Raw genomic sequence first — 20,000 nt, 5'->3', positions numbered from 1 at the left:
GGCTGACACACCGCATTCGCGAGCAGGCTCGCTCCTACAATAGGGCGCATCGAGTCCAGCATCACACAAACAAAAACGCCCCGATCATCACTGATCGGGGCGTTTTTCATGCCGGTAACGCGGGTCAAGCCGCGATCGACACCTTGAGCTTGTTCATCGCACTTTTCTCAAGCTGGCGAATTCGCTCGGCCGACACGTTGTACTTCTGCGCCAGGTCGTGCAGCGTGGCCTTCTCTTCAGCCAGCCAGCGCTGATAAAGAATGTCACGGCTGCGCGCGTCCAGCACTTCCAGCGCTTCGTGCAGGTTGGTGTTGGAGTTGTCGCTCCAATCAGCGTCTTCCAGTTGACGCGCCGGGTCGTACCGGTGGTCTTCCAGGTAGTTGGCCGGCGATTGGAAAGCGCTGTCGTCGTCGGCCTCGGCGGCCGGGTCGAAGGCCATGTCATGGCCGGTCAGGCGGCTTTCCATCTCGCGCACTTCCCGAGGCTCTACGCCCAGGCTTTCAGCCACGCGATTGACTTCTTCGTTGTTCAGCCAGGCCAGACGTTTCTTCTGGCTGCGCAGGTTGAAGAACAGCTTGCGCTGGGCCTTGGTGGTCGCGACTTTCACAATGCGCCAGTTGCGCAGGATGAACTCGTGGATTTCCGCCTTGATCCAGTGCACGGCGAACGATACCAGCCGCACGCCCATTTCAGGGTTGAACCGCTTGACCGCCTTCATCAGGCCGACGTTGCCTTCCTGGATCAGGTCGGCCTGGGCCAGCCCGTAGCCGGAATAGCTGCGGGCGATATGTACGACAAAACGCAGGTGGGCGAGCACCATCTGCCGAGCCGCCTCAAGATCCTGCTCATAATAGAGACTCTCGGCCAGTTCACGCTCCTGCTCGGGCGTCAGCAATGGAATGCTGTTCACCGTGTGCACATAGGCCTCAAGGTTCGCACCCGGGACTAGAGCATAAGCAGGTTGCAAAGAAGTGGTCATACGAAAAAACCTCCGACTCACATAACTCGTGCAGTTCAGCACTGCGAAAATTGACCGGGAACCGTAGGACAAGTTCCCACAAAAAATGAAAGGTCAATACGCGCAAAAAATACTATTTTGGAGCAAGCTCACGCAGGTGGCGTGCTACCGCAATCCATGCACCGATATAACCCAACAGCACCGCGCCAAGCAAGAGCGACACGCCGTCGGCGACTGGCACACCGGCCAGTGAAAAATCACTGCCGTACAAACCGGCCAATCCCACTACCGCATCGTTCAGCCAATCCAGGCCGAACGCCAATACCCCCCAGGACAGGATCCCGGCACCGAAGCCATACAGCGCCCCCATGTAGAGGAAGGGCCTGCGAACATAACTGTCCGTACCGCCGACGAGTTTAATCACTTCTATCTCTGTGCGGCGGTTTTCAATATGAAGACGAATGGTATTGCCTATCACCAAAAGTAATGCAGAAACCAGAAGCACCGTCAGACCAAAGACAAACCGGTCGCCGAGCTTGAGTATCGCCGCAAGACGCTCGACCCAGACTAGATCAAGTTGGGCCTGTTGTACCTTGGGCAGTTCCGAAAGTCTTTGTCTTAATGCTTCAAGGGTGGGCTTGTCGACCTCGTTCGGAGTCACCAGCACCACGCCCGGCAGCGGGTTTTCCGGGAGTTCCTTGAGGGCCTCGCCCAGGCCGGACTGCTGCTGGAACTCTTCGAGCGCCTGCTCGCGCCCGACGTATTCGGCGTCGGCTACGCCCGGCATGGCCTTGATCTGCTCACGCAACGCCTGGCCTTCGCCTGGTGTCGCGTCCAGTTGCAGATAAAGAGAAATCTGCGCCGCGCGCTGCCAGGAGCCGCCCAGGCGCTCGACATTATTAAGCAGTAATGACAGGCCCATGGGCAGGCTCAGGGCCACGGCCATCACCATGCAGGTAAAGAAGCTGCCGATGGGCTGCTTGCCCAGGCGCCGCAGGCTGTCGACCAGGCTGGCGCGATGGCTTTCGATCCAGGCGTGCAGCAGCGTGGCGAAATCCGGGCCGTCGTCATCGTCGCGTTTCTTTTTCTGCGGCTGCGGGTCGGAGGCCTTGGGAGCCACGCGCTCGGCCACTTTCGGACTACGGGTTGCGCTCATACACCCGCCTCCCCGTCGCCGATCAGTCGACCGCGCTGCAAGGTGAGCATGCGATGACGCATACGTGCGATCAGCGCCAGGTCGTGACTGGCGATCAGCACGCTGGTGCCCAAACGGTTGATATCTTCGAATACGCCCATGATTTCCGCCGCCAGTCGCGGGTCGAGGTTACCGGTGGGTTCATCCGCCAGCAGCAAGGCCGGGCGGTGGACGATCGCGCGGGCGATACCGACACGCTGTTGCTGGCCGGTGGACAGGTCGCCCGGATACAGGTCGGTCTTGTCCGACAGCGCTACACGCTCCAGTGCCGAGTCCACGCGCTTGTTGATCTCGGCCTTGGACAGCCCGAGGATCTGCAACGGCAGCGCCACGTTGTTGAACACTGTGCGATCGAACAGCAATTGGTGGTTCTGGAACACCACACCGATCTGCCGTCGCAGGTAGGGAATCTGGGCATTGCTGATGGTGCTCAGGTCCTGGCCGGCCAGCAGCAGCTTGCCGGTGGTGGGCCGTTCCATCGCCAGCAGCAGGCGCAGCAAGGTACTTTTACCGGCGCCGGAATGGCCGGTGACAAACAGAAACTCGCCCCGACGGACCCGAAAGCTCAGCTCATGCAGGCCGACGTGACCGTTCGGATAGCGTTTACCGACCTGTTCGAAACGAATCATGAATGCTCCCGCTCGGCAAACAGTGCCTGGACAAAAGGCTCGGCTTCAAAGGTGCGCAAGTCGTCGATGCCTTCGCCCACGCCGATGTAACGAATCGGCAAGCCGAATTGCTTGGCCAGGGCGAAGATCACCCCGCCCTTGGCGGTGCCGTCCAGCTTGGTCAGGGCCAGCCCGGTCAGTTCGACGGTCTGGTTGAACTGTTTGGCCTGGTTGATGGCGTTCTGGCCGGTGCCAGCATCCAGCACCAGCAGCACCTCGTGAGGCGCCTCGGCGTCGAGCTTGCCGATGACCCGGCGGACCTTCTTCAATTCTTCCATCAGGTTGTCTTTGGTGTGCAGGCGACCGGCCGTGTCGGCGATCAACACGTCGATGCCACGGGCCTTGGCGGCCTGCACGGCGTCGAAAATCACCGAGGCGGAGTCCGCACCCGTGTGCTGGGCAATGACCGGGATCTTGTTGCGCTCACCCCACACCTGCAACTGTTCTACCGCGGCGGCGCGGAAGGTGTCGCCAGCGGCGAGCATGACTTTTTTGCCTTCGAGCTGAAGCTTCTTCGCCAGTTTGCCGATGGTGGTGGTCTTGCCGGCGCCGTTGACGCCGACGACCAGGATCACGAACGGCTTGTTCTGCGAAGCAATCACCAGCGGCTTTTCCACCGGTTTGAGCAGGCTGGTCAGTTCGCCTTGCAGGGATTTGTACAACGCGTCGGCATCGGTGAGCTGCTTGCGGGCGACCTTCTGGGTCAGGCTCTGGATGATGACGGAAGTGGCCTCGACGCCGACATCTGCGGTCAGCAGGCGGGTCTCGATGTCTTCGAGCAATTCGTCATCGATGACCTTCTTGCCGAGGAACAGGCTGGCCATGCCTTCGCCAATGCTGGCGCTGGTCTTGGACAGGCCCTGCTTGAGGCGGGCGAAGAAGCCGACTTTGTTTTCTTCGGCGCTGCGCGGCGGCTCGACCAGAGCCGGAACCTCAGCTGTTACAGCCTCGGGCTCAGGGGCGGGCTCGGGGGTGGCAGGCGCAGCGACAACCGGTGTCTCGGCAATGGGCGCCTCGACCGGTTGCGTCGATGCCGGAATCGGTGGGGTGACATGCGCAGCCTGCTCATCGTCGACCAGCCCGACCGGTTCTTCGGCCACAGGCAAGGTCAGCCAGGGAGTTTGCCCGGCGGGCGGGGTCAGTGGCTGCTCGGCAACCGGCTCGGCGGTAACCTCAGGCTCGACCGGCTGCAGCACCGGTTCGGCAATCGGCAGGACGATCGGCGCAGTCTCTTCTACCGCGGTCTCGGCCACAGTCTCGGCGGCCGGCTCTGGCGGCAGTTGCGGCTGCTCGACGACGGTTTCCTGCGGCTTCTTGCGCAGCCATCCGAACAGGCCTTTTTTCTCGCCAGCCGCAGCTGGGGTCTTCTTGTCGTCGTTGGAACCAAACATGGAGGACGGCTATCTCACGGTAGCGACGCGCCAGGCAGGCGCCTCGGTGATAAATATTCGATGCTGAACAGACTGCGTTTCATCCAGCTTGTTCACGCGCAACATTTTGTAGAGTTGTCTCGCGGGCAACTCAAGTCGCTTTTTTCGAAGGACTGGTGGGACATTTTCGGCGAAAACATCGGGAACAGCAGATAAACCCGAGTCTTCTTCCGCAAATCCAAACAGCCACGAGCCGATAAAAGGCCCGATAGGCGTGGCCGCCAGTAAAACGGATCAGTATCCTAGCACCTCCTCGCCCGCCGAGGCTAAGGCCAAGCGGGCAGTCCAACAGGTTTAAACACGAATGAATGCTCTTGCCCGCCGCGCCGCTGGCCTGCTGCTCAGCACAGTTTGTCTGCCCTTTTCCGCCCTTGCTGCCGACCCGCAACCTACCCATGAATTTACCCTCGACAACGGTTTGAAGGTCGTCGTGCGCGAGGATCACCGGGCTCCGGTGGTCGTCTCCCAGGTCTGGTACAAGGTGGGCTCCAGCTATGAAACGCCGGGCCAGACCGGCCTGTCCCACGCCCTGGAACACATGATGTTCAAGGGCAGCGAAAAAGTCGGTCCCGGCGAAGCGTCGTTGATCCTGCGCGACCTTGGCGCCGAGGAGAACGCGTTCACCAGCGATGACTTCACCGCCTATTACCAGGTACTGGCCCGGGATCGCCTGGGCGTGGCCTTCGAGCTTGAAGCCGATCGCATGGCCAGCCTGCGCTTGCCGCCGGAGGAGTTCAGCCGCGAGATCGAGGTCATCAAGGAAGAGCGCCGCATGCGCACCGATGACAAGCCCATGTCCAAGGCCTACGAGCGATTCAAGGCCATGGCGTACCCGGCCAGCGGCTACCACACGCCGACCATCGGCTGGATGGCCGACCTGGACCGGATGAAGGTCGAGGAGCTGCGCCACTGGTACGAATCCTGGTATGCACCGAACAATGCGACCCTGGTAGTGGTTGGCGACGTGACACCAGACGAGGTCAAGACCCTGGCCCAGCGCTATTTCGGCCCGATTGCCCGGCGCGCCGTGCCGGCGGCGAAAATCCCGCTGGAGCTGGCCGAACCCGGTGAGCGCAAGATCACCCTGCATGTACAGACCCAACTGCCGAGCGTCATGCTGGCGTTCAACGTGCCGAGCATCGCCACGGCCACCGACAAAGTCCCGGTCAACGCCTTGCGGCTGATTTCCGCGCTGCTGGACGGCGGTTACAGCGGCCGGATCCCGGCCCAGCTGGAGCGCGGCGAAGAATTGGTGTCCGGCGGCTCGTCGAACTACGACGCCTACACCCGTGGCGATACCCTGTTCACCCTGTCGGCGACACCCAACACGCAGAAAAACAAGACCCTCGCCGAGGCCGAAGCCGGGCTGTGGCGCTTGCTCGAACAACTGAAGACCACCGCCCCCACCGCCGAGGAACTGGAGCGCGTCCGCGCCCAGGTGATCGCCGGCCTGGTGTATGAGCGCGACTCCTTCACCAGCCAGGCCACCGCCATCGGCCAGCTGGAAACGGTCGGCCTGTCCTGGAAGCTGATGGACACCGAGCTGGCCGAACTGCAAAGCGTGACCCCGCAGGATATCCAGAAGGCAGCCCAGTTGTATTTCACCCGCTCGCGCCTGAGCGTCGCGCACATCCTGCCCGAGGAGAAAGCTCATGAGTGAGCGCAAATCACCGCGCCTGGTGCTGATCGGCCTGGTATTGATCGCCGTGGTCGGCGCGCTGGCCTTTTACCTGTCGCCATCGACCAGCTCCAACGCCAGCCAGGCGCTGGACAAGGCCAAGTCCGGCAACAAGCTGCAATCGCTGGCTGAACTGGACGGCAAGGCGCCCAGCCATCGCCAGCTCGACGTGCAGACCTGGAAAACCGCCGACGGCGCCAAGGTGCTGTTCGTCGAAGCTCGCGAATTACCGATGTTCGACCTGCGCCTGACCTTCGCCGCCGGCAGCAGCCAGGACGGCGACGCACCGGGCCTGGCGCAGTTGACCAACGCCATGCTCAACGAAGGCGTGGCGGGCAAGGACGTCAGTGCCATTGCCGAAGGCTTTGAAAGCCTCGGCGCCGATTTTGGCAACGGCGCCTTCCGGGACATGGCCGTGGCTTCGCTGCGCAGTCTCAGCGCTGCCGACAAGCGCGAGCCGGCGCTGAAGCTGTTTGCCGAAGTTGTCGGCCAGCCGACCTTCCCCGCCGACTCCTTCGCGCGCATCAAGAACCAGATGCTCGCCGGTTTCGAGTACCAGAAGCAGAACCCCGGCAAACTGGCGGGCCTGGAACTGATGAAGCGCCTGTACGGCGACCATCCGTATGCGCACTCCAGCGACGGCACGGCACAGAGCATCCCGCCGATTACCCTGGCCCAGGCCCGGGCCTTTCATGCCAAGGCCTATGCCGCCGGCAACGCGGTGATCGCCCTGGTGGGGGACCTGTCCCGTGCCGAGGCCGAAGCCATTGCCAACCAGATATCCGCCGCACTGCCCAAGGGCCAGGCCCTGGCGAAAACGCCGCCACCGGTGGAGCCGAAAGCGAGCGTCCACCATATCGAGTTCCCGTCCAAGCAGACCAACCTGATGCTCGCGCAACTGGGCGTCGACCGCGACGATCCGGACTATGCCGCCGTGTCCATGGGCAACCAGATCCTCGGCGGCGGTGGCTTCGGCACGCGGCTGATGACCGAGGTCCGAGAAAAACGCGGCCTGACCTATGGCGTCTATTCCGGCTTCACGGCGATGCAGGCTCGCGGCCCGTTCATGATCAGTCTGCAGACCCGTGCCGAGATGAGCGAAGGCACGTTGAAGCTGGTACAGGATGTGTTCGCCGATTATCTCAAGAACGGCCCGACCCAGAAGGAGCTCGACGACGCCAAGCGCGAGCTGGCCGGCAGCTTCCCGCTGTCGACCGCGAGCAACGCCGACATCGTCGGTCAGCTCGGCGCCATGGGCTTTTATGACTTGCCGCTGAGCTACCTGGAGGACTTCATGCGCCAGTCCCAGGCGCTGACGGTCGAGCAAGTCAGGACCGCGCTGAACAAACACCTGAGCACGGACAAGATGGTCATCGTCACCGCTGGCCCGACCGTGCCGCAAAAGCCGTTGCCGGCCCCCACTGACAAACCTGCCGAGCAGCCGCTCGGGGTTCCGGAGCATTAATGGCCCGTCCATCCAATTCCAGCAAGAAACCCGCGCACAACGGGGTTAACCAGTTGCGCATCATCGGCGGTGAGTGGCGCAGCCGGCGCTTGAGCTTCCCCGATGCCCCGGGCCTGCGGCCGACGCCGGACCGGGTGCGCGAAACCCTGTTCAACTGGCTCGCGCCGTATGTGGCGGGTGCCCGGGTGCTCGACCCGTTCGCCGGCAGTGGCGCGCTGTTTCTCGAGGCCTTGTCCCGTGGCGCCGCCATGGGCCAGGCGCTGGACGCCAGCAGCCTGGCGGTCTCGAGCCTGAAAGAACACCTGGGCACGCTGCGTTGCACCGTCGGCCAGGTGCAGACGGCGGATGCGCTGCGCTATCTCGACAGCCAGCCCGCGACACCTTTCGACCTGGTGTTCCTCGACCCGCCGTTCAACCAGAACCTGTTGCCGGCCGTCTGCGCGTTGCTTGAGGAACGGCAATGGCTGGCCGACGATGCCTGGGTCTACACTGAAAGCGAGACCGCCCCTTCGACCCTGGGCTTGCCGGCCAATTGGCGCCTGCATCGCGAGCAGAAATCCGGGCGGGTGTATTACGCATTGTGGCAACGTACGGCAGAGGCCGTTGGCTGAACCGCTGACCGTGCACCGAGAATGATCGTGTCCTGCGCACCTGAACGCTTCATACCCGCCCCGGGCCTTGGCAATCCGCACCTGCAGACCTTGTGGGGCCCATTGTGGCGTAAAACCGTTCACATCGATCGCGAACGTGAGCGCCTCTGGCTGGACGATGGTGATTTCCTCGACCTTGACTGGCATGGCCCGCATAGCGCCGAAGCACCGCTGGTGCTGGTGCTTCATGGGCTGACCGGTTCCTCCAACTCACCCTACGTTGCCGGCCTGCAACGCGCGCTCAATGCTCAAGGCTGGGCCAGCGTCGCCCTGAACTGGCGTGGTTGCTCGGGCGAGCCGAACCTGCTGGCTCGCAGTTATCATTCCGGCGCCAGCGAAGATCTCGCCGCGGCTATCGCCCATCTGCGGGCCCGACGCCCCTTGGCGCCGCTGTTTGCGGTGGGCTATTCGCTGGGCGGAAATGTGCTGCTCAAGCATTTGGGGGAAGCCGGCAACCACAGCCAGTTGCAGGGCGCAGTTGCGGTCTCGGTACCGTTTCGCCTGGACCAGTGCGCCGACCGCATCGGACAGGGCTTTTCCAGGTTCTATCAGGCGCACTTCATGCGGGAAATGGTCGCCTACGTGCGCAACAAGCAACGCCAGTTCCAGCATGACGGACGCGACGAAGGGCTCGCGGCCCTGGCAGCCCTGGGCTCGCTGGACAACATGCGCACCTTCTGGGATTTCGACGGCCGGGTGACAGCGCCGCTGCACGGCTTTTCCGACGCAGCGGATTACTACCGGCGCGCGTCCAGCCGCTATTTCATGGCGGGAATCAGTACACCGACGCTGGTCATCCAGGCCGCCGACGACCCATTTGTATTCCCCCACAGCCTGCCCGAACCTGGCGAGTTATCGGCCTCGACCCACCTGGAACTGCACCTGCGGGGCGGGCATGTGGGATTTGTCGACGGAACCCTGCGCCGCCCGGGCTATTACCTGGAACGCCGGATTCCCTGCTGGCTGGCCAGCCTGGGCTGTGGGAGCGAGCCTGCTCGCGATAGCGCTGGATCAGCAACATAAGGTTTGACTGACCCACCGTCATCGCGAGCAGGCTCGCTCCCACATTGATTTGAGGTGTAGTGTTATTCGCCCTTCGCCACGCCCCGCTGGGGATCGTTGATCCACTCGCTCCACGAGCCGGCATACAACCGTCCCAGCGGATAGCCCGCCAGGCACAAGGCAAACAGGTTATGGCACGCCGTGACGCCGGAGCCACAGTAGGCCACCAGCTCGGTGGGCGGACGCTCGCCCAGTTTTTCAGCGAAACGCAGCTTGAGTTGATCGGCCGGCAAGAAGCGTCCATCGGTCCCCAGGTTGTCGGTGAATGCTGCGCATGACGCGCCCGGGATATGCCCCGCCACCGGGTCGATCGGCTCGACTTCGCCCTTGAAACGCGGCAGCGCCCTGGCATCCAACAGAGTCATGTCCGCATCACCGAGGCGTTGCTGCAACGCCTGCGCACTGAGCAGCAAGCTCGCGTCCGGCGCGCCGCTGAAAGTCCCGCGAGCAGTCTGCGGCGGATCCAGGCTCAGGGGCAGGCCGGCCGCATGCCAGGCCTTGAGCCCGCCGTCGAGAATATGCACGCCATCGCGTTTGCCCAACCAGGCCAGCAGCCACCAGGCCCGGGCGGCATAGGCGCCGGGGCCGTCGTCATACAGCACGACCTCGCTGTCATTGTTGACCCCCCAGGCCCGGAGACGCTCAACCAGCGCCTCGGGCTCCGGCAGCGGATGACGTCCGGTGACGCCCTTGATGACCGGTCCGCTCAGATCCCGTTCAAGGTCGGCGAACGACGCACCGGCGATATGGCCCTCGGCGTAACTGCGCTGGCCATAGTCCGGGTCCTCCAGGGCAAAACGACAATCGAGGATCACCAGCCCGGGCTGTGATCTCCGCTGTTCCAGGGCCTGAGGGCTGATGAGTTGCGCGATGGGCATGGTGAGCTCCTGTGGCTGAATCGAGGGGTCCGATCTACTGCCCTTCCTCCAGGGTCTGGGCCAGCGGGACATAAAATTCTTTGAACAGGGCATCTACCGCTTCGCGGGCCTGCTCGGTCACAAACCCCGCCTCGAGCACCAGCACCTGATACACGCCGCGCTTGATCGCCTGTTCGCTCAGGTGGTTGGAGTTTTCGCGCGTGGTGCAGAGGAACCGGACCCAGGACGTGAGGACAATCCAGGCATTGAGGGTCAGGGACTCGATCTGGACGCGGTCCATTGCCAGGATGCCGGCGTCGACGAAGCCTTCGTAGATAGCCGTGCCATGGATCAGGCAGCGTTGGGAAAAGCGTCGGTAGCGAGCCGCCAGTTCCGGGTCGCTGTCGAGCAGGTGCTCCAGGTCCCGGTGCAGGAACCGGTAGCGCCACATCGCCGAGAGCAGTTCCTGCAGGTAGAAACGCTTGTCGTCCACCGTGGCCGCCCGCCCCTGGGGTGGCCGCAGGAAGCTGTCCACCAGGTTTTCGTATTCGCTGAACAGCACGGCGATGATCGCCTGCTTGTTGGGGAAGTGGTAATAGAGATTGCCCGGGGACATGTCCATGTGGGCGGCAATGTGATTGGTGCTGACACTGCGCTCACCCTGCCGGTTGAACAACTCCAGGCTGTTCTGCACGATGCGCTCGCTGGTTTTTATTCGTGGGGCCATGGCTTGGGCTTAATTCGAAAAATCATGTGATGGGCATCTTACGACCTATCGGTCACGGGAGAAAACCCACGCCATCGCGGAGACGGCATTTGACTTTTTAGAGCACAAGCTCTAGAAATCCACCATTCCAACAATAATCCGGTGCCGACATGCCAGCCGACGTTGCTTACCTGCACCAGTCTCAACAGCAGCTGGATGAAATTCGGACGATCTTCGAGGCCCAGCGCCGTGCTTTCGCCGCTCATCCCATGCCAACGGCCGAGCAGCGCCGGCAGTGGCTCAAGGCATTGCGCGAACTGTTGAGCAACGAACGGCAAACCCTGGTCGACGCGATCAGCCAGGACTTCAGTCACCGCAGCGCCGACGAAACCCTGCTGGCCGAGCTGATGCCGAGCCTGCACGGCATCCATTACGCCAGCCGCAACCTCAAGGGCTGGATGAAACCTTCCCGGCGCAAGGTCGGCATGGCCTTCCAACCGGCATCGGCCAAGGTGGTCTACCAGCCATTGGGCGTGGTCGGGGTCATCGTGCCGTGGAATTACCCCCTCTTCCTGGCCGTGGGCCCATTGGTCGGCGCCTTGTCAGCGGGCAACCGGGTCATGCTCAAGCTCAGCGAGGCGACCCCGGCCACCGGGTTGCTGCTCAAGCGACTGTTCGCCCGTATCTTTCCCCAGGACCTGGTGTCGGTGGTGCTGGGCGAGGCTGACGTTGGCATTGCATTCTCCAGGTTGCCGTTCGATCACCTGTTGTTCACCGGCGCCACCAGCATCGGCAAACATGTGATGCGTGCCGCCGCGGAAAACCTCACCCCCGTCACCCTTGAGCTGGGTGGCAAATCACCCGCCATCGTGTCCGACGACGTACCGCTCAAGGACGCCGCCGAACGCATAGCCTTCGGCAAGACCCTGAATGCCGGGCAGACCTGCGTCGCGCCGGATTACGTGCTGGTACCGCAGAGCCGCGTCGGAGCGTTCGTCGAGGCGTATCGCGAAGCGGTCCGCAGGTTTTATCCGACGCTGGCGGACAACCCGGACTACACCGCCATCATCAACGATCGCCAACTGGCGCGGCTCAACGGCTACATCGGCGACGCCACCAGCAAAGGCGCGCTGCTGATCGAGCTGTTCGACCAGGGCCAGGGACGCCGCATGGCCCACAGCCTGTTGCTCAATGTCACGGATGACATGACGGTGATGCAGGATGAGATCTTCGGCCCACTGCTGCCCATCGTGCCGTATGAAGGCCTGGACCAGGCTTTTGCCTACATCAATCGGCGGCCTCGTCCGCTGGCGCTCTACTACTTCGGCTACAACAAGGCCGAACAGCAGCGAGTACTCAATGAAACCCATTCCGGCGGCGTCTGCCTGAACGACACGCTGCTGCATGTGGCCCAGGACGACATGCCGTTCGGCGGCATTGGCGCCTCGGGGATGGGCCACTATCACGGTCACGAGGGATTCCTGACCTTCAGCAAGGCCAAGGGCGTCCTGATCAAGCAGCGCTTCAACGCCGCCAGACTGATTTACCCGCCCTATGGCAAGCCTTTGCAGAAGCTGATCCAGAAGCTGTTCATCCGCTAACAAGCGTCTCCCGGGTAATAACAATAATGAGCCCAACCCTGACCGATACGCCCGCCCTGACACGGCGTGGTTTGCTGCAACTGAGCCTTGGCGCCAGTGTTTTCCTCGCCACCGTCGGCCTGGGCGCCAGCCTCAGCGGCTGTTCGTCCAGCCAACCGGCGGACGGCCTGAAGGCCCTGCGCGACAGCGACCTGGCATTTCTACGCGCCGTCATTCCGGTGATGCTCGACGGCGCAGTGACGGCAGGAACGATCCAGGCCGCCACCGATGCCACGCTGCAAAGCCTGGATCGCGGCCTGGCGCACTTGTCTGCGGCGATGCTCAAGCTCACGCATCAACTGTTCGACGTGCTCACGTTGGGTGTGACCCGCGGGCCGCTGACCGGAATCTGGGGCGGGTGGGAAAACGCCAGCGCCGATGACATCCAACAATTCCTGACACGCTGGGAAAACAGCTCGCTGAGCTTGTTGCGCCAAGGCCACAGCTCTTTGCTGCAAATGGTGATGATGGCCTGGTACAGCCGGCCCGAGGCCTGGGCTCACTGCGGGTATCCGGGCCCGCCAACCGTCTGAAAGCCAGAGCCAGCCCCCCTTGTGGGAGCGAGCCTGCTCGCGAAGGCGGTAGTTCGGTCATCAAGTGTGCTGCTGACGCCATCGCGAGCAGGCTCGCTCCCACAGGGGCTTTGTCGTCTTCTCATAACAACAAGAGAACCCCGAACATGCCCGTACCCGATCCGTTCCGCGAAGGCCTGGCCCGTGGCTGGACCACCTACAACGGCGCGCAACTGACCCAGGACCTCACGCTGGAAGCCGACGTGGCGATCATCGGCAGTGGCGCCGGCGGTGGTACCACGGCGGAAATTCTCAGTGCCGCCGGCTACAAGGTATTGCTCATCGAAGAAGGCCCGCTCAAGACCAGCCAGGACTTCAAGCTGCTTGAGGATCAGGCTTACACCAGCCTGTATCAGGAAGGTCTCGGGCGAATGAGCAAGGACGGCGCCATCACCATTCTCCAGGGCCGGGCCGTGGGGGGCACCACGTTGATCAACTGGACCTCGAGCTTTCGTACGCCTGACCAGACTCTCGGACACTGGGCGACCGAGCATGCCGTCCGGGGCCACGGCCCCGCCGAGATGGCGCCCTGGTTCGAACGCATGGAGCAGCGCCTGGGGGTGGCGCCATGGCTGATTCCGCCCAATGCCAACAACGACGTCATTCGCAAGGGCTGCGAGCGATTGGGCTACAGCTGGCATGTGATCCCGCGCAACGTGCGTGGCTGCTGGAACCTGGGCTATTGCGGAATGGGCTGCCCGACCAATGCCAAGCAATCGATGCTGGTCACCACCATACCCGCCACGCTGGACCAGGGCGGCGCCCTGCTCTATCTGGCGCGGGCCGAACGCCTGATCATCAGCAACGATGCGGTAGTGGAATTGCAATGCCAGGCCATGGACGAACGCTGCGTGGCGCCGACCGGACGGCGCATCAGGGTCAAGGCGCGGCATTACGTGCTGGCCGGTGGCGGCATCAACAGCCCCGCCCTGCTGCTGCGCTCCGACGCGCCGGATCCGCATCGATGCCTGGGCAAGCGCACCTTCCTGCACTTGGTGAACATGTCAGCCGGACTGTTCGATGAAGTCATCAACCCTTTTTATGGGGCTCCACAGTCGATTTATTCAGATCATTTCCAATGGCAGGATGGCGTCACCGGCAAAATGTCCTACAAGCTGGAAGTCCCGCCTTTGCACCCGGCCCTCGCCGCCACGCTGTTGGGCGGCTTTGGTGCGCAGAACGCAGCGCACATGGCAAAGTTGCCCCACACCCACGCCATGCTGGCGTTACTGCGCGACGGCTTTCACCCGGACAGCCCCGGCGGTACCGTGGAATTGCGCAGCGACGGCACGCCTGTGCTCGACTATCAGGTCTCCCCCTACACTTGGGACGGTTTGCGCCGGGCATTTCACAGCATGGCCGAGATCCAGTTCGCCGCAGGGGCCAGGTCGGTCATGCCGATGCACAGCGATGCCCGGCACGTGAAAACCCTGGCCGAGGCCCGGGCGCTGATCGACGGGCTGGACCTGGCCCTTTTCCGCACCCGCCTGGGCAGCGCTCATGTCATGGGGGGTTGCGCCATGGGCGAAGAGCCGAAACAGGCGGTGGCCGACAGCCTCGGCCGCCACCACCAACTGCGTAATCTTTCCATCCACGACGGCTCGCTGTTCCCCACCAGCATCGGCGCCAACCCGCAGTTGTCGGTGTACGGCCTGACCGCCAAACTGGCGACCTTGCTGGCCGAACGTCTGCAAAACACATGAAAAAACCGACTATTCGCAGCGCCTATAGTGCGTTCTTATCCCATCGCCGACTTGGCCGACCGAGTCGGCTGCGATACCATCCGACTCCCCAACGGACTCCCGCCAGGACGACGCGATGAACCGAGTGTTGTACCCAGGTACCTTCGACCCCATTACCAAGGGCCATGGCGATCTGGTCGAACGCGCCTCGCGCCTGTTCGACCATGTGATCATTGCCGTCGCCGCCAGCCCGAAGAAAAACCCGTTGTTCCCGCTGGAGCAACGTGTGGAGCTGGCCCGTGAGGTCACCAAGCACCTGCCGAACGTGGAAGTGGTCGGCTTCTCGACGCTGCTGGCGCATTTCGCCAAGGAAAAGAACGCCAACGTGTTCCTGCGCGGCCTGCGTGCGGTCTCGGATTTCGAGTACGAGTTCCAGCTGGCCAACATGAACCGCCAGTTGGCCCCGGACGTCGAGAGTCTCTTCCTGACGCCATCGGAGCGTTACTCCTTCATCTCGTCGACCCTGGTGCGGGAAATTGCGGCCTTGGGCGGCGATATCACCAAGTTCGTCCACCCGGCCGTGGCCGACGCGCTGACCCTGCGCTTCAAGAAGTAACCCGCCGACGCTGCGACTCGCTCGCAGCACAGCGCAGTCCATCGCCCCCGCGTGCACTGCGCTCGCCAATGCGGCACAATTGCGCCCATACGTTTTTCAGATGCCCGGGCTCAACGCCCCGGCCGGAGCTTGCATGTCCCTGATCATCACCGACGACTGCATCAATTGCGACGTCTGCGAACCCGAGTGCCCGAACGCCGCCATTTCCCAGGGCGAAGAGATCTATGTCATTGACCCGAACCTGTGCACCCAGTGCGTCGGGCACTATGACGAGCCTCAATGCCAGCAGGTCTGCCCGGTGGATTGCATCCCGCTGGACGAGGCTCATCCGGAAACTGAGGAACAGTTGATGGCGAAATATCGCAAAATCACTGGCAAGGAGTGAGCCCGACAATTTTTGCAGGGTCCTTGCCGGCCTCTTCGCGAGCAGGCTCGCTCCCACAGTAGATCGTTGTGTTCAGGTAATTTCAGGGACCAATCGAATCCCATGTGGGAGCGAGCCTGCTCGCGAAGAGGCCATCAGCCACATCACAAATCCGACAGTACAGTCACTCCTGCCGCTCAAACCCCTCCCCAACACACCCCAGGCACCGCACAAACGTCGCTTTCGCCGGGTCGACCACCAACGCCTTCCCCGCATCGCCAACCCCGCCACCCAGCGCCGTAAAGGGCAACGACACGACAAACGCCCCGGCACCGATCACGGTGGCAGCGAGCAGCAACGGACGAGCAATCAGCAAGTCGCCGAGCATGGCGTACGCGGGTGGATTCTGGATGGTGTAGCGCGGGTCACCGCTTTCGGTGTTCGCCAAGGCAGGCAAGCCGACACTCAGCGAGAGTGCCAGGAGGAAAGTTCGAAGCAGAGTCATGGGGCGATCCTTCGGCTGAAACAGTATGACTACTGACTATAGACCGTAAGACGAATCACCTCTGGCAGCGCGGACACCAGACGCTGGCGCGCTGGCCCAGGCGGATTTCCCGCAGCCCCGTGCCACAGATCTTGCACAACTCCCCACCCCGACCGTACACGAACAGCTCCTGCTGGAAATAACCGGGCTGGCCGTCTCCACCGATGAAATCCCGCAGCGTGGTTCCACCGCGTTCGATGGCATGGGCAAGGATGCGCTTGATCTCGATCGCCAGTTTCAGATAACGCGCCCGAGCAATGCTTCCGGCGGCGCGCCGTGGGTCGATTCCGGCGGCGAACAGCGCTTCGGTCGCATAGATATTGCCAACGCCCACCACGACCGCGTTGTCCATGATGAACGGCTTGACCGCCATCGACCGCCCACGGGAAAGCTGGAACAGCCGTTCGCCGTCGAACAGGTCAGTCAGCGGTTCCGGCCCGAGGCGAATCAGCAACTCATGATTGAGCGGGTCAAGGCTCCAGAGCATCGCCCCGAAGCGACGCGGATCGGTGTAGCGCAAGGCCAGCCCGGACTCCAGTTCGATGTCGACATGTTCATGCTTGAGGGCGGGCATGCCGATCTCGACCAGCCGCAGGTTGCCGGACATGCCCAGGTGGCTGATCAGCGTGCCAACCTCGGCATTGATCAACAAATATTTGGCCCGACGTTCCACCTGCACGATGCGTTGCCCCGAAAGACGCACATCGAGGTCTTCGGGAATCGGCCAGCGCAAGCGGCGGTCACGCACGACGACGCGGCTGACCCGTTGCCCTTCGAGGTGTGGCGCGATCCCGCGGCGGGTGGTTTCGACTTCCGGCAGTTCTGGCATAGGGCTCTCGAATCAAGCGAAAGCTGGCACTCAACGAGAGGCCAGGTCGCGGATTTCCTGTTTCTGGGTCTCGAAGTCGTACTCCGGCAGACCGATGTAATCGAGCACCAGTGGCCCGACGCAATTCCACTCGTGGTCCTCAGCCTGGTTGCCCAGCACGCGATGGGAAGCACAGATGTTCTCGGACATCTTCAGGATCGCCAACAGGTTTTTCAACTGACTGTTATTACGCGAAGATTCGTCGCTGAAAATCGCCAGGGCGTTGTGGTGATTGGCGATGGCCTGGCTGACGTGGTCCGGCAGGCGCCAGGACTTGGAGGTGTAGTAACCGACCACCGCATGGTTGGTGTTGAACACGCGGTTTTCGGTGTCCACCACCCGGATCTCGGCGCTGGCATTGGCATAGGCCTCCTCCAGCACGCCCATATAGGTGGGGAACTGCTTGAGCATCAGCGGCACGCCGCAGTCATGGAACAAACCCAGGGCATAGGCTTCGTCGCCGTTCTGCAGGCCGACGCGCTTGGCCAGGGTCAGGCAGGTCATGGCCACGTCCTGGGCGGTGTCCCAGAAGCGGTTCAAGGTGACGATGGCATCGTCGTGCAATTCGCTCTTGATCGACTGCGCGTTGATCAGGTTGATGATCGACCGGCTGCCAAGCAGGTTCACTGCGCGCTGGATCGAAGTGATCTTGTTGCTCAAGCCGTAGTACGGCGAATTGACGATCTTGAGCAAGGCACCCGAAAGGCCCGGATCCTGGGAAATCAGCTTGGCAATGGTTTCCAGGTCCGGGTCGGGCATGTACTGCTCCATCTGCAAATCCACCATGATTTGCGGCTGGGGCGGCACACTGATGCCCTGCAGGGACTGTTGGATCTGTTCGGCGGAAAGTTCTTTGGACATGGGTACACACTCTGGGTAAGGCCGGGAGTCTAACCCCTAAATCTGGATCCGACACACCACCGGTAAATTGGCGGAACTTTCGTACAAGCCTGAGCTTCGGAATCTGTAGGACCAATGCCCAAGTCTTGTAATAAGGCTTAGGTCGGCAGCCAACCCATTCAGCTTTAGGAGATTTTCATGCCCGCTAATCTGAACAACAAGCGCGTCGCCATTCTGGTCACCGACGGTTTTGAACAGGCCGAACTGACCGGTCCCAAAGAGGCGCTGGAACAGGCCGGGGCCAAGGTCGACATCATTTCCGCCAGCGACGGCCAGGTCAAAGGCTGGAACCATGACAAGCCGGCCGACGACTTCAAGGTGGACCTGACTTTCAAGGCGGCGAATGTCGATCAGTACGAAGCGGTGGTGCTGCCCGGCGGCGTGCAGAGTTCCGACACCATTCGCATCGACCCCGACGCGCAGAACCTGGTCAAGGGCTTCGAAGCGGCTGGCAAACCTATCGCGGTGATTTGCCATGGCGGCTGGTTGCTGGTGTCCAGCGGCCTGGTCAAAGGCAAGACCATGACCAGCTACAAGACACTCAAGGATGACCTGGTCAATGCCGGCGCGAACTGGGTCGACCAGGAAGTCGTCCGGGACGGCACCTGGATCAGCAGCCGCCAGCCGGATGATATTCCCGCGTTCAACCGTGAACTGATCAACTCGCTGTCGGCCTGAAGCCCTTGTGGCGAGGCGAGCAGCGCAGGCTCCCTCGCCGCATGTCCACCGCCGGCCCCGCAAGGGTTGCAACACGGTATACTCCCGCTCTTTTTTCCGGAGCGACGTCATGTCCCTGCCCAGCCTGCGCCTCAAAGCCAACGCCGACCGTCGCCTGCGCGCCGGCCACCTGTGGGTCTACAGTAACGAAATCGATGTGGCCGCCACCCCGCTGCACGGCTTCAAGGCCGGCGACCAGGCGGTCCTCGAAGCCGCCGGCGGCAAGCCGCTGGGCATCGTTGCGATGAGCCCGAACAACCTGATCTGCGCACGCCTGCTGTCTCGCGACGCGAAGCTGGCGCTGGACAAATCCCTGCTGGTGCATCGCCTCAACGTGGCGTTGTCCCTGCGCGAGCGGCTGTTCGACAAGCCGTTCTATCGCCTGGTCTACGGTGATTCCGACCTGCTGCCGGGCCTGGTGGTCGACCGTTTCGGCGACATCCTGGTGGTGCAGATCGCCTCCGCCACCATGGAAGCCCACAAGGACGACGTGATCGCCGCCCTCACCCAAGTGCTCAAGCCTAGCGGCATCCTGTTCAAGAATGATTCCGCGGCCCGCGACGCCGAAGGCCTGGAGCGCTACGTCGAGACCGTCTTCGGTCTCGTCCCGGAGTGGGTCGCCCTGGAAGAGAACGGCGTGAAATTCGAAGCGCCGGTCATGCAGGGCCAGAAAACCGGCTGGTTCTACGACCACCGCATGAACCGTGCGCGCCTGGCACCCTACGCCAAGGGCAAGCGCGTTCTAGACCTGTTCAGCTACATCGGCGGCTGGGGCGTGCAAGCCGCGGCGTTCGGTGCCAGTGAAGTATTCTGCGTCGACGCCTCGGCCTTCGCCCTTGACGGCGTCGAGCGCAACGCCGCGCTGAACGACGTCGCCGAGAAGCTGACCTGCATTGAAGGTGACGTATTCGAAGCCTTGAAGGAACTCAAGGCCAGCGAAGAGCGTTTCGACGTGATCGTTGCCGACCCGCCGGCCTTCATCAAGCGCAAGAAAGACCTGAAGAACGGCGAAGGCGCCTACCGCCGCCTCAACGAACAGGCCATGCGCCTGCTCAGCAAGGACGGCATCCTGGTCAGTGCGTCATGCTCGATGCACCTGCCCGAAGACGATCTGCAGAACATCCTGCTGACCAGCGCCCGTCACCTGGACCGCAACATCCAACTGCTCGAACGCGGCGGCCAGGGCCCCGATCACCCGGTACACCCGGCGATCGCCGAGACGCGCTACATCAAGAGCATCACCTGCCGGTTGCTGCCTAATAGCTGAGGCCGGACGGGGCCACAGCCGTAGCGCTGTGGCCCTCATCCATTAACAATCTGATCGCAGCCTTGGCTGCGATTTTTTTTGCGCCTGATCATGACTTCAGCTCAAGCAAGAACCTGTAGGAGGTCCCCCACGCAATTACCAGAGCCTTCCTACACGATCTC

The 20,000-nt window shown here is 62.5% G+C and carries 20 protein-coding genes; 11 read left to right on the top strand and 9 right to left on the bottom strand.

What is annotated here, in order from left to right; genetic code table 11:
• Nucleotides 1-124: 124 nt before the first annotated feature.
• The 4 genes from rpoH to ftsY all read right to left on the bottom strand — a co-directional run bounded on the left by rpoH (nucleotide 125) and on the right by ftsY (nucleotide 4,212).
• Entirely contained in the window at nucleotides 125-979 is an 855-nt protein-coding gene (gene rpoH / locus J3P84_RS02025; protein WP_305498153.1) for an RNA polymerase sigma factor RpoH, read from the bottom strand.
• 112 nt (nucleotides 980-1,091) lie between these two features.
• Nucleotides 1,092-2,114, bottom strand: a complete 1,023-nt coding sequence (gene ftsX, locus J3P84_RS02020) for a permease-like cell division protein FtsX (protein WP_305498152.1) — start codon at nucleotides 2,112-2,114, stop codon at nucleotides 1,092-1,094.
• Nucleotides 2,111-2,782, bottom strand: a complete 672-nt coding sequence (ftsE, locus tag J3P84_RS02015) for a cell division ATP-binding protein FtsE (protein ID WP_024778908.1) — start codon at nucleotides 2,780-2,782, stop codon at nucleotides 2,111-2,113. The genes ftsX and ftsE overlap by 4 nt, the downstream gene beginning before the upstream one ends.
• On the bottom strand, nucleotides 2,779-4,212 hold the full coding sequence (gene ftsY / locus J3P84_RS02010) for a signal recognition particle-docking protein FtsY (RefSeq protein ID WP_434627354.1): 1,434 nt from the start codon (nucleotides 4,210-4,212) through the stop codon (nucleotides 2,779-2,781). Before ftsY ends, ftsE begins: the two co-directional genes overlap by 4 nt.
• A gap of 343 nt (nucleotides 4,213-4,555) precedes the next feature.
• Here ftsY and J3P84_RS02005 point away from each other — a divergent pair, with 343 nt between their 5' ends.
• From J3P84_RS02005 to J3P84_RS01990, 4 genes are read left to right on the top strand one after another with little or no spacing between them, the layout of a single operon-like run.
• Nucleotides 4,556-5,911 (top strand): M16 family metallopeptidase, encoded by a 1,356-nt coding sequence (locus J3P84_RS02005; protein WP_434627352.1) that lies wholly within the window; start codon nucleotides 4,556-4,558, stop codon nucleotides 5,909-5,911.
• Nucleotides 5,904-7,394, top strand: a complete 1,491-nt coding sequence (locus J3P84_RS02000; RefSeq protein ID WP_434627350.1) for a M16 family metallopeptidase — start codon at nucleotides 5,904-5,906, stop codon at nucleotides 7,392-7,394. Before J3P84_RS02005 ends, J3P84_RS02000 begins: the two co-directional genes overlap by 8 nt.
• Nucleotides 7,394-8,005: a 16S rRNA (guanine(966)-N(2))-methyltransferase RsmD gene (rsmD, locus tag J3P84_RS01995; protein ID WP_305498147.1), complete on the top strand. Its 612-nt coding sequence runs from the start codon at nucleotides 7,394-7,396 to the stop codon at nucleotides 8,003-8,005. Before J3P84_RS02000 ends, rsmD begins: the two co-directional genes overlap by 1 nt.
• Nucleotides 8,006-8,026: 21 nt before the next feature.
• Nucleotides 8,027-9,067, top strand: coding sequence for a hydrolase (locus J3P84_RS01990; protein ID WP_434627348.1), 1,041 nt, complete (start codon nucleotides 8,027-8,029; stop codon nucleotides 9,065-9,067).
• Nucleotides 9,068-9,129: 62 nt separating this feature from the next.
• Here J3P84_RS01990 and J3P84_RS01985 read toward each other — a convergent pair whose 3' ends face one another.
• Nucleotides 9,130-9,984: a sulfurtransferase gene (locus tag J3P84_RS01985; protein WP_434627346.1), complete on the bottom strand. Its 855-nt coding sequence runs from the start codon at nucleotides 9,982-9,984 to the stop codon at nucleotides 9,130-9,132.
• 34 nt (nucleotides 9,985-10,018) lie between these two features.
• On the bottom strand, nucleotides 10,019-10,690 hold the full coding sequence (locus tag J3P84_RS01980) for a TetR/AcrR family transcriptional regulator (RefSeq protein ID WP_305498144.1): 672 nt from the start codon (nucleotides 10,688-10,690) through the stop codon (nucleotides 10,019-10,021).
• Nucleotides 10,691-10,839: 149 nt separating this feature from the next.
• Between J3P84_RS01980 and J3P84_RS01975 the strand changes: the two genes are divergently transcribed.
• The 5 genes from J3P84_RS01975 (at nucleotide 10,840) to J3P84_RS01955 (ending at nucleotide 15,564) form a co-directional block, all read left to right on the top strand.
• Entirely contained in the window at nucleotides 10,840-12,270 is a 1,431-nt protein-coding gene (locus J3P84_RS01975; protein ID WP_434627344.1) for a coniferyl aldehyde dehydrogenase, read from the top strand.
• A 26-nt stretch (nucleotides 12,271-12,296) separates the two neighbouring features.
• On the top strand, nucleotides 12,297-12,842 hold the full coding sequence (locus J3P84_RS01970; protein ID WP_434627342.1) for a twin-arginine translocation pathway signal protein: 546 nt from the start codon (nucleotides 12,297-12,299) through the stop codon (nucleotides 12,840-12,842).
• 146 nt (nucleotides 12,843-12,988) lie between these two features.
• Nucleotides 12,989-14,584, top strand: coding sequence for a GMC family oxidoreductase N-terminal domain-containing protein (locus tag J3P84_RS01965; RefSeq protein ID WP_434627340.1), 1,596 nt, complete (start codon nucleotides 12,989-12,991; stop codon nucleotides 14,582-14,584).
• A gap of 115 nt (nucleotides 14,585-14,699) precedes the next feature.
• A complete protein-coding gene (gene coaD, locus J3P84_RS01960; protein WP_007897855.1) occupies nucleotides 14,700-15,179 on the top strand; it encodes a pantetheine-phosphate adenylyltransferase in 480 nt (159 codons plus the stop codon).
• A gap of 133 nt (nucleotides 15,180-15,312) precedes the next feature.
• A complete protein-coding gene (locus tag J3P84_RS01955) occupies nucleotides 15,313-15,564 on the top strand; it encodes a YfhL family 4Fe-4S dicluster ferredoxin (RefSeq protein WP_434571149.1) in 252 nt (83 codons plus the stop codon).
• 163 nt (nucleotides 15,565-15,727) lie between these two features.
• Here J3P84_RS01955 and J3P84_RS01950 read toward each other — a convergent pair whose 3' ends face one another.
• Genes J3P84_RS01950 through J3P84_RS01940 form a run of 3 tightly spaced genes read right to left on the bottom strand, consistent with a single transcriptional unit; the run spans nucleotide 15,728 to nucleotide 17,762 of the window.
• Nucleotides 15,728-16,048 carry a multidrug transporter gene (locus J3P84_RS01950; protein WP_305498139.1) on the bottom strand — a complete coding sequence of 107 codons (321 nt, stop codon included), beginning with the start codon at nucleotides 16,046-16,048 and terminating at the stop codon, nucleotides 15,728-15,730.
• Nucleotides 16,049-16,103: 55 nt separating this feature from the next.
• A complete protein-coding gene (mutM, locus tag J3P84_RS01945) occupies nucleotides 16,104-16,916 on the bottom strand; it encodes a bifunctional DNA-formamidopyrimidine glycosylase/DNA-(apurinic or apyrimidinic site) lyase (protein ID WP_434627337.1) in 813 nt (270 codons plus the stop codon).
• A gap of 30 nt (nucleotides 16,917-16,946) precedes the next feature.
• Nucleotides 16,947-17,762 (bottom strand): HDOD domain-containing protein, encoded by an 816-nt coding sequence (locus J3P84_RS01940; protein WP_434631131.1) that lies wholly within the window; start codon nucleotides 17,760-17,762, stop codon nucleotides 16,947-16,949.
• Nucleotides 17,763-17,993: 231 nt separating this feature from the next.
• On the opposite strand from J3P84_RS01940, the gene J3P84_RS01935 reads away from it, so the two are divergent.
• Nucleotides 17,994-18,533, top strand: a complete 540-nt coding sequence (locus J3P84_RS01935) for a type 1 glutamine amidotransferase domain-containing protein (RefSeq protein WP_434627335.1) — start codon at nucleotides 17,994-17,996, stop codon at nucleotides 18,531-18,533.
• Nucleotides 18,534-18,642: 109 nt separating this feature from the next.
• Complete coding sequence (locus tag J3P84_RS01930) at nucleotides 18,643-19,839, top strand: class I SAM-dependent rRNA methyltransferase (RefSeq protein ID WP_434627333.1); 1,197 nt, start codon at nucleotides 18,643-18,645, stop codon at nucleotides 19,837-19,839.
• Nucleotides 19,840-20,000: the final 161 nt, after the last annotated feature.

This window comes from Pseudomonas sp. Z1-29 (assembly GCF_051131995.1).
Lineage (GTDB): Bacteria > Pseudomonadota > Gammaproteobacteria > Pseudomonadales > Pseudomonadaceae > Aquipseudomonas.
Note: the sequence above shows the minus strand (reverse complement) of the source record. Positions and strands in the feature narration are given on the sequence as shown.

Coding starts and splice junctions, on each gene's coding strand:
- rpoH (WP_305498153.1), bottom strand. CDS start 979: ATGACCACTTCTTTGCAACCTGCTTATGCTCTAGTCCCGGGTGCGAAC.
- ftsX (WP_305498152.1), bottom strand. CDS start 2,114: ATGAGCGCAACCCGTAGTCCGAAAGTGGCCGAGCGCGTGGCTCCCAAG.
- ftsE (WP_024778908.1), bottom strand. CDS start 2,782: ATGATTCGTTTCGAACAGGTCGGTAAACGCTATCCGAACGGTCACGTC.
- ftsY (WP_434627354.1), bottom strand. CDS start 4,212: ATGTTTGGTTCCAACGACGACAAGAAGACCCCAGCTGCGGCTGGCGAG.
- J3P84_RS02005 (WP_434627352.1), top strand. CDS start 4,556: ATGAATGCTCTTGCCCGCCGCGCCGCTGGCCTGCTGCTCAGCACAGTT.
- J3P84_RS02000 (WP_434627350.1), top strand. CDS start 5,904: ATGAGTGAGCGCAAATCACCGCGCCTGGTGCTGATCGGCCTGGTATTG.
- rsmD (WP_305498147.1), top strand. CDS start 7,394: ATGGCCCGTCCATCCAATTCCAGCAAGAAACCCGCGCACAACGGGGTT.
- J3P84_RS01990 (WP_434627348.1), top strand. CDS start 8,027: ATGATCGTGTCCTGCGCACCTGAACGCTTCATACCCGCCCCGGGCCTT.
- J3P84_RS01985 (WP_434627346.1), bottom strand. CDS start 9,984: ATGCCCATCGCGCAACTCATCAGCCCTCAGGCCCTGGAACAGCGGAGA.
- J3P84_RS01980 (WP_305498144.1), bottom strand. CDS start 10,690: ATGGCCCCACGAATAAAAACCAGCGAGCGCATCGTGCAGAACAGCCTG.
- J3P84_RS01975 (WP_434627344.1), top strand. CDS start 10,840: ATGCCAGCCGACGTTGCTTACCTGCACCAGTCTCAACAGCAGCTGGAT.
- J3P84_RS01970 (WP_434627342.1), top strand. CDS start 12,297: ATGAGCCCAACCCTGACCGATACGCCCGCCCTGACACGGCGTGGTTTG.
- J3P84_RS01965 (WP_434627340.1), top strand. CDS start 12,989: ATGCCCGTACCCGATCCGTTCCGCGAAGGCCTGGCCCGTGGCTGGACC.
- coaD (WP_007897855.1), top strand. CDS start 14,700: ATGAACCGAGTGTTGTACCCAGGTACCTTCGACCCCATTACCAAGGGC.
- J3P84_RS01955 (WP_434571149.1), top strand. CDS start 15,313: ATGTCCCTGATCATCACCGACGACTGCATCAATTGCGACGTCTGCGAA.
- J3P84_RS01950 (WP_305498139.1), bottom strand. CDS start 16,048: ATGACTCTGCTTCGAACTTTCCTCCTGGCACTCTCGCTGAGTGTCGGC.
- mutM (WP_434627337.1), bottom strand. CDS start 16,916: ATGCCAGAACTGCCGGAAGTCGAAACCACCCGCCGCGGGATCGCGCCA.
- J3P84_RS01935 (WP_434627335.1), top strand. CDS start 17,994: ATGCCCGCTAATCTGAACAACAAGCGCGTCGCCATTCTGGTCACCGAC.
- J3P84_RS01930 (WP_434627333.1), top strand. CDS start 18,643: ATGTCCCTGCCCAGCCTGCGCCTCAAAGCCAACGCCGACCGTCGCCTG.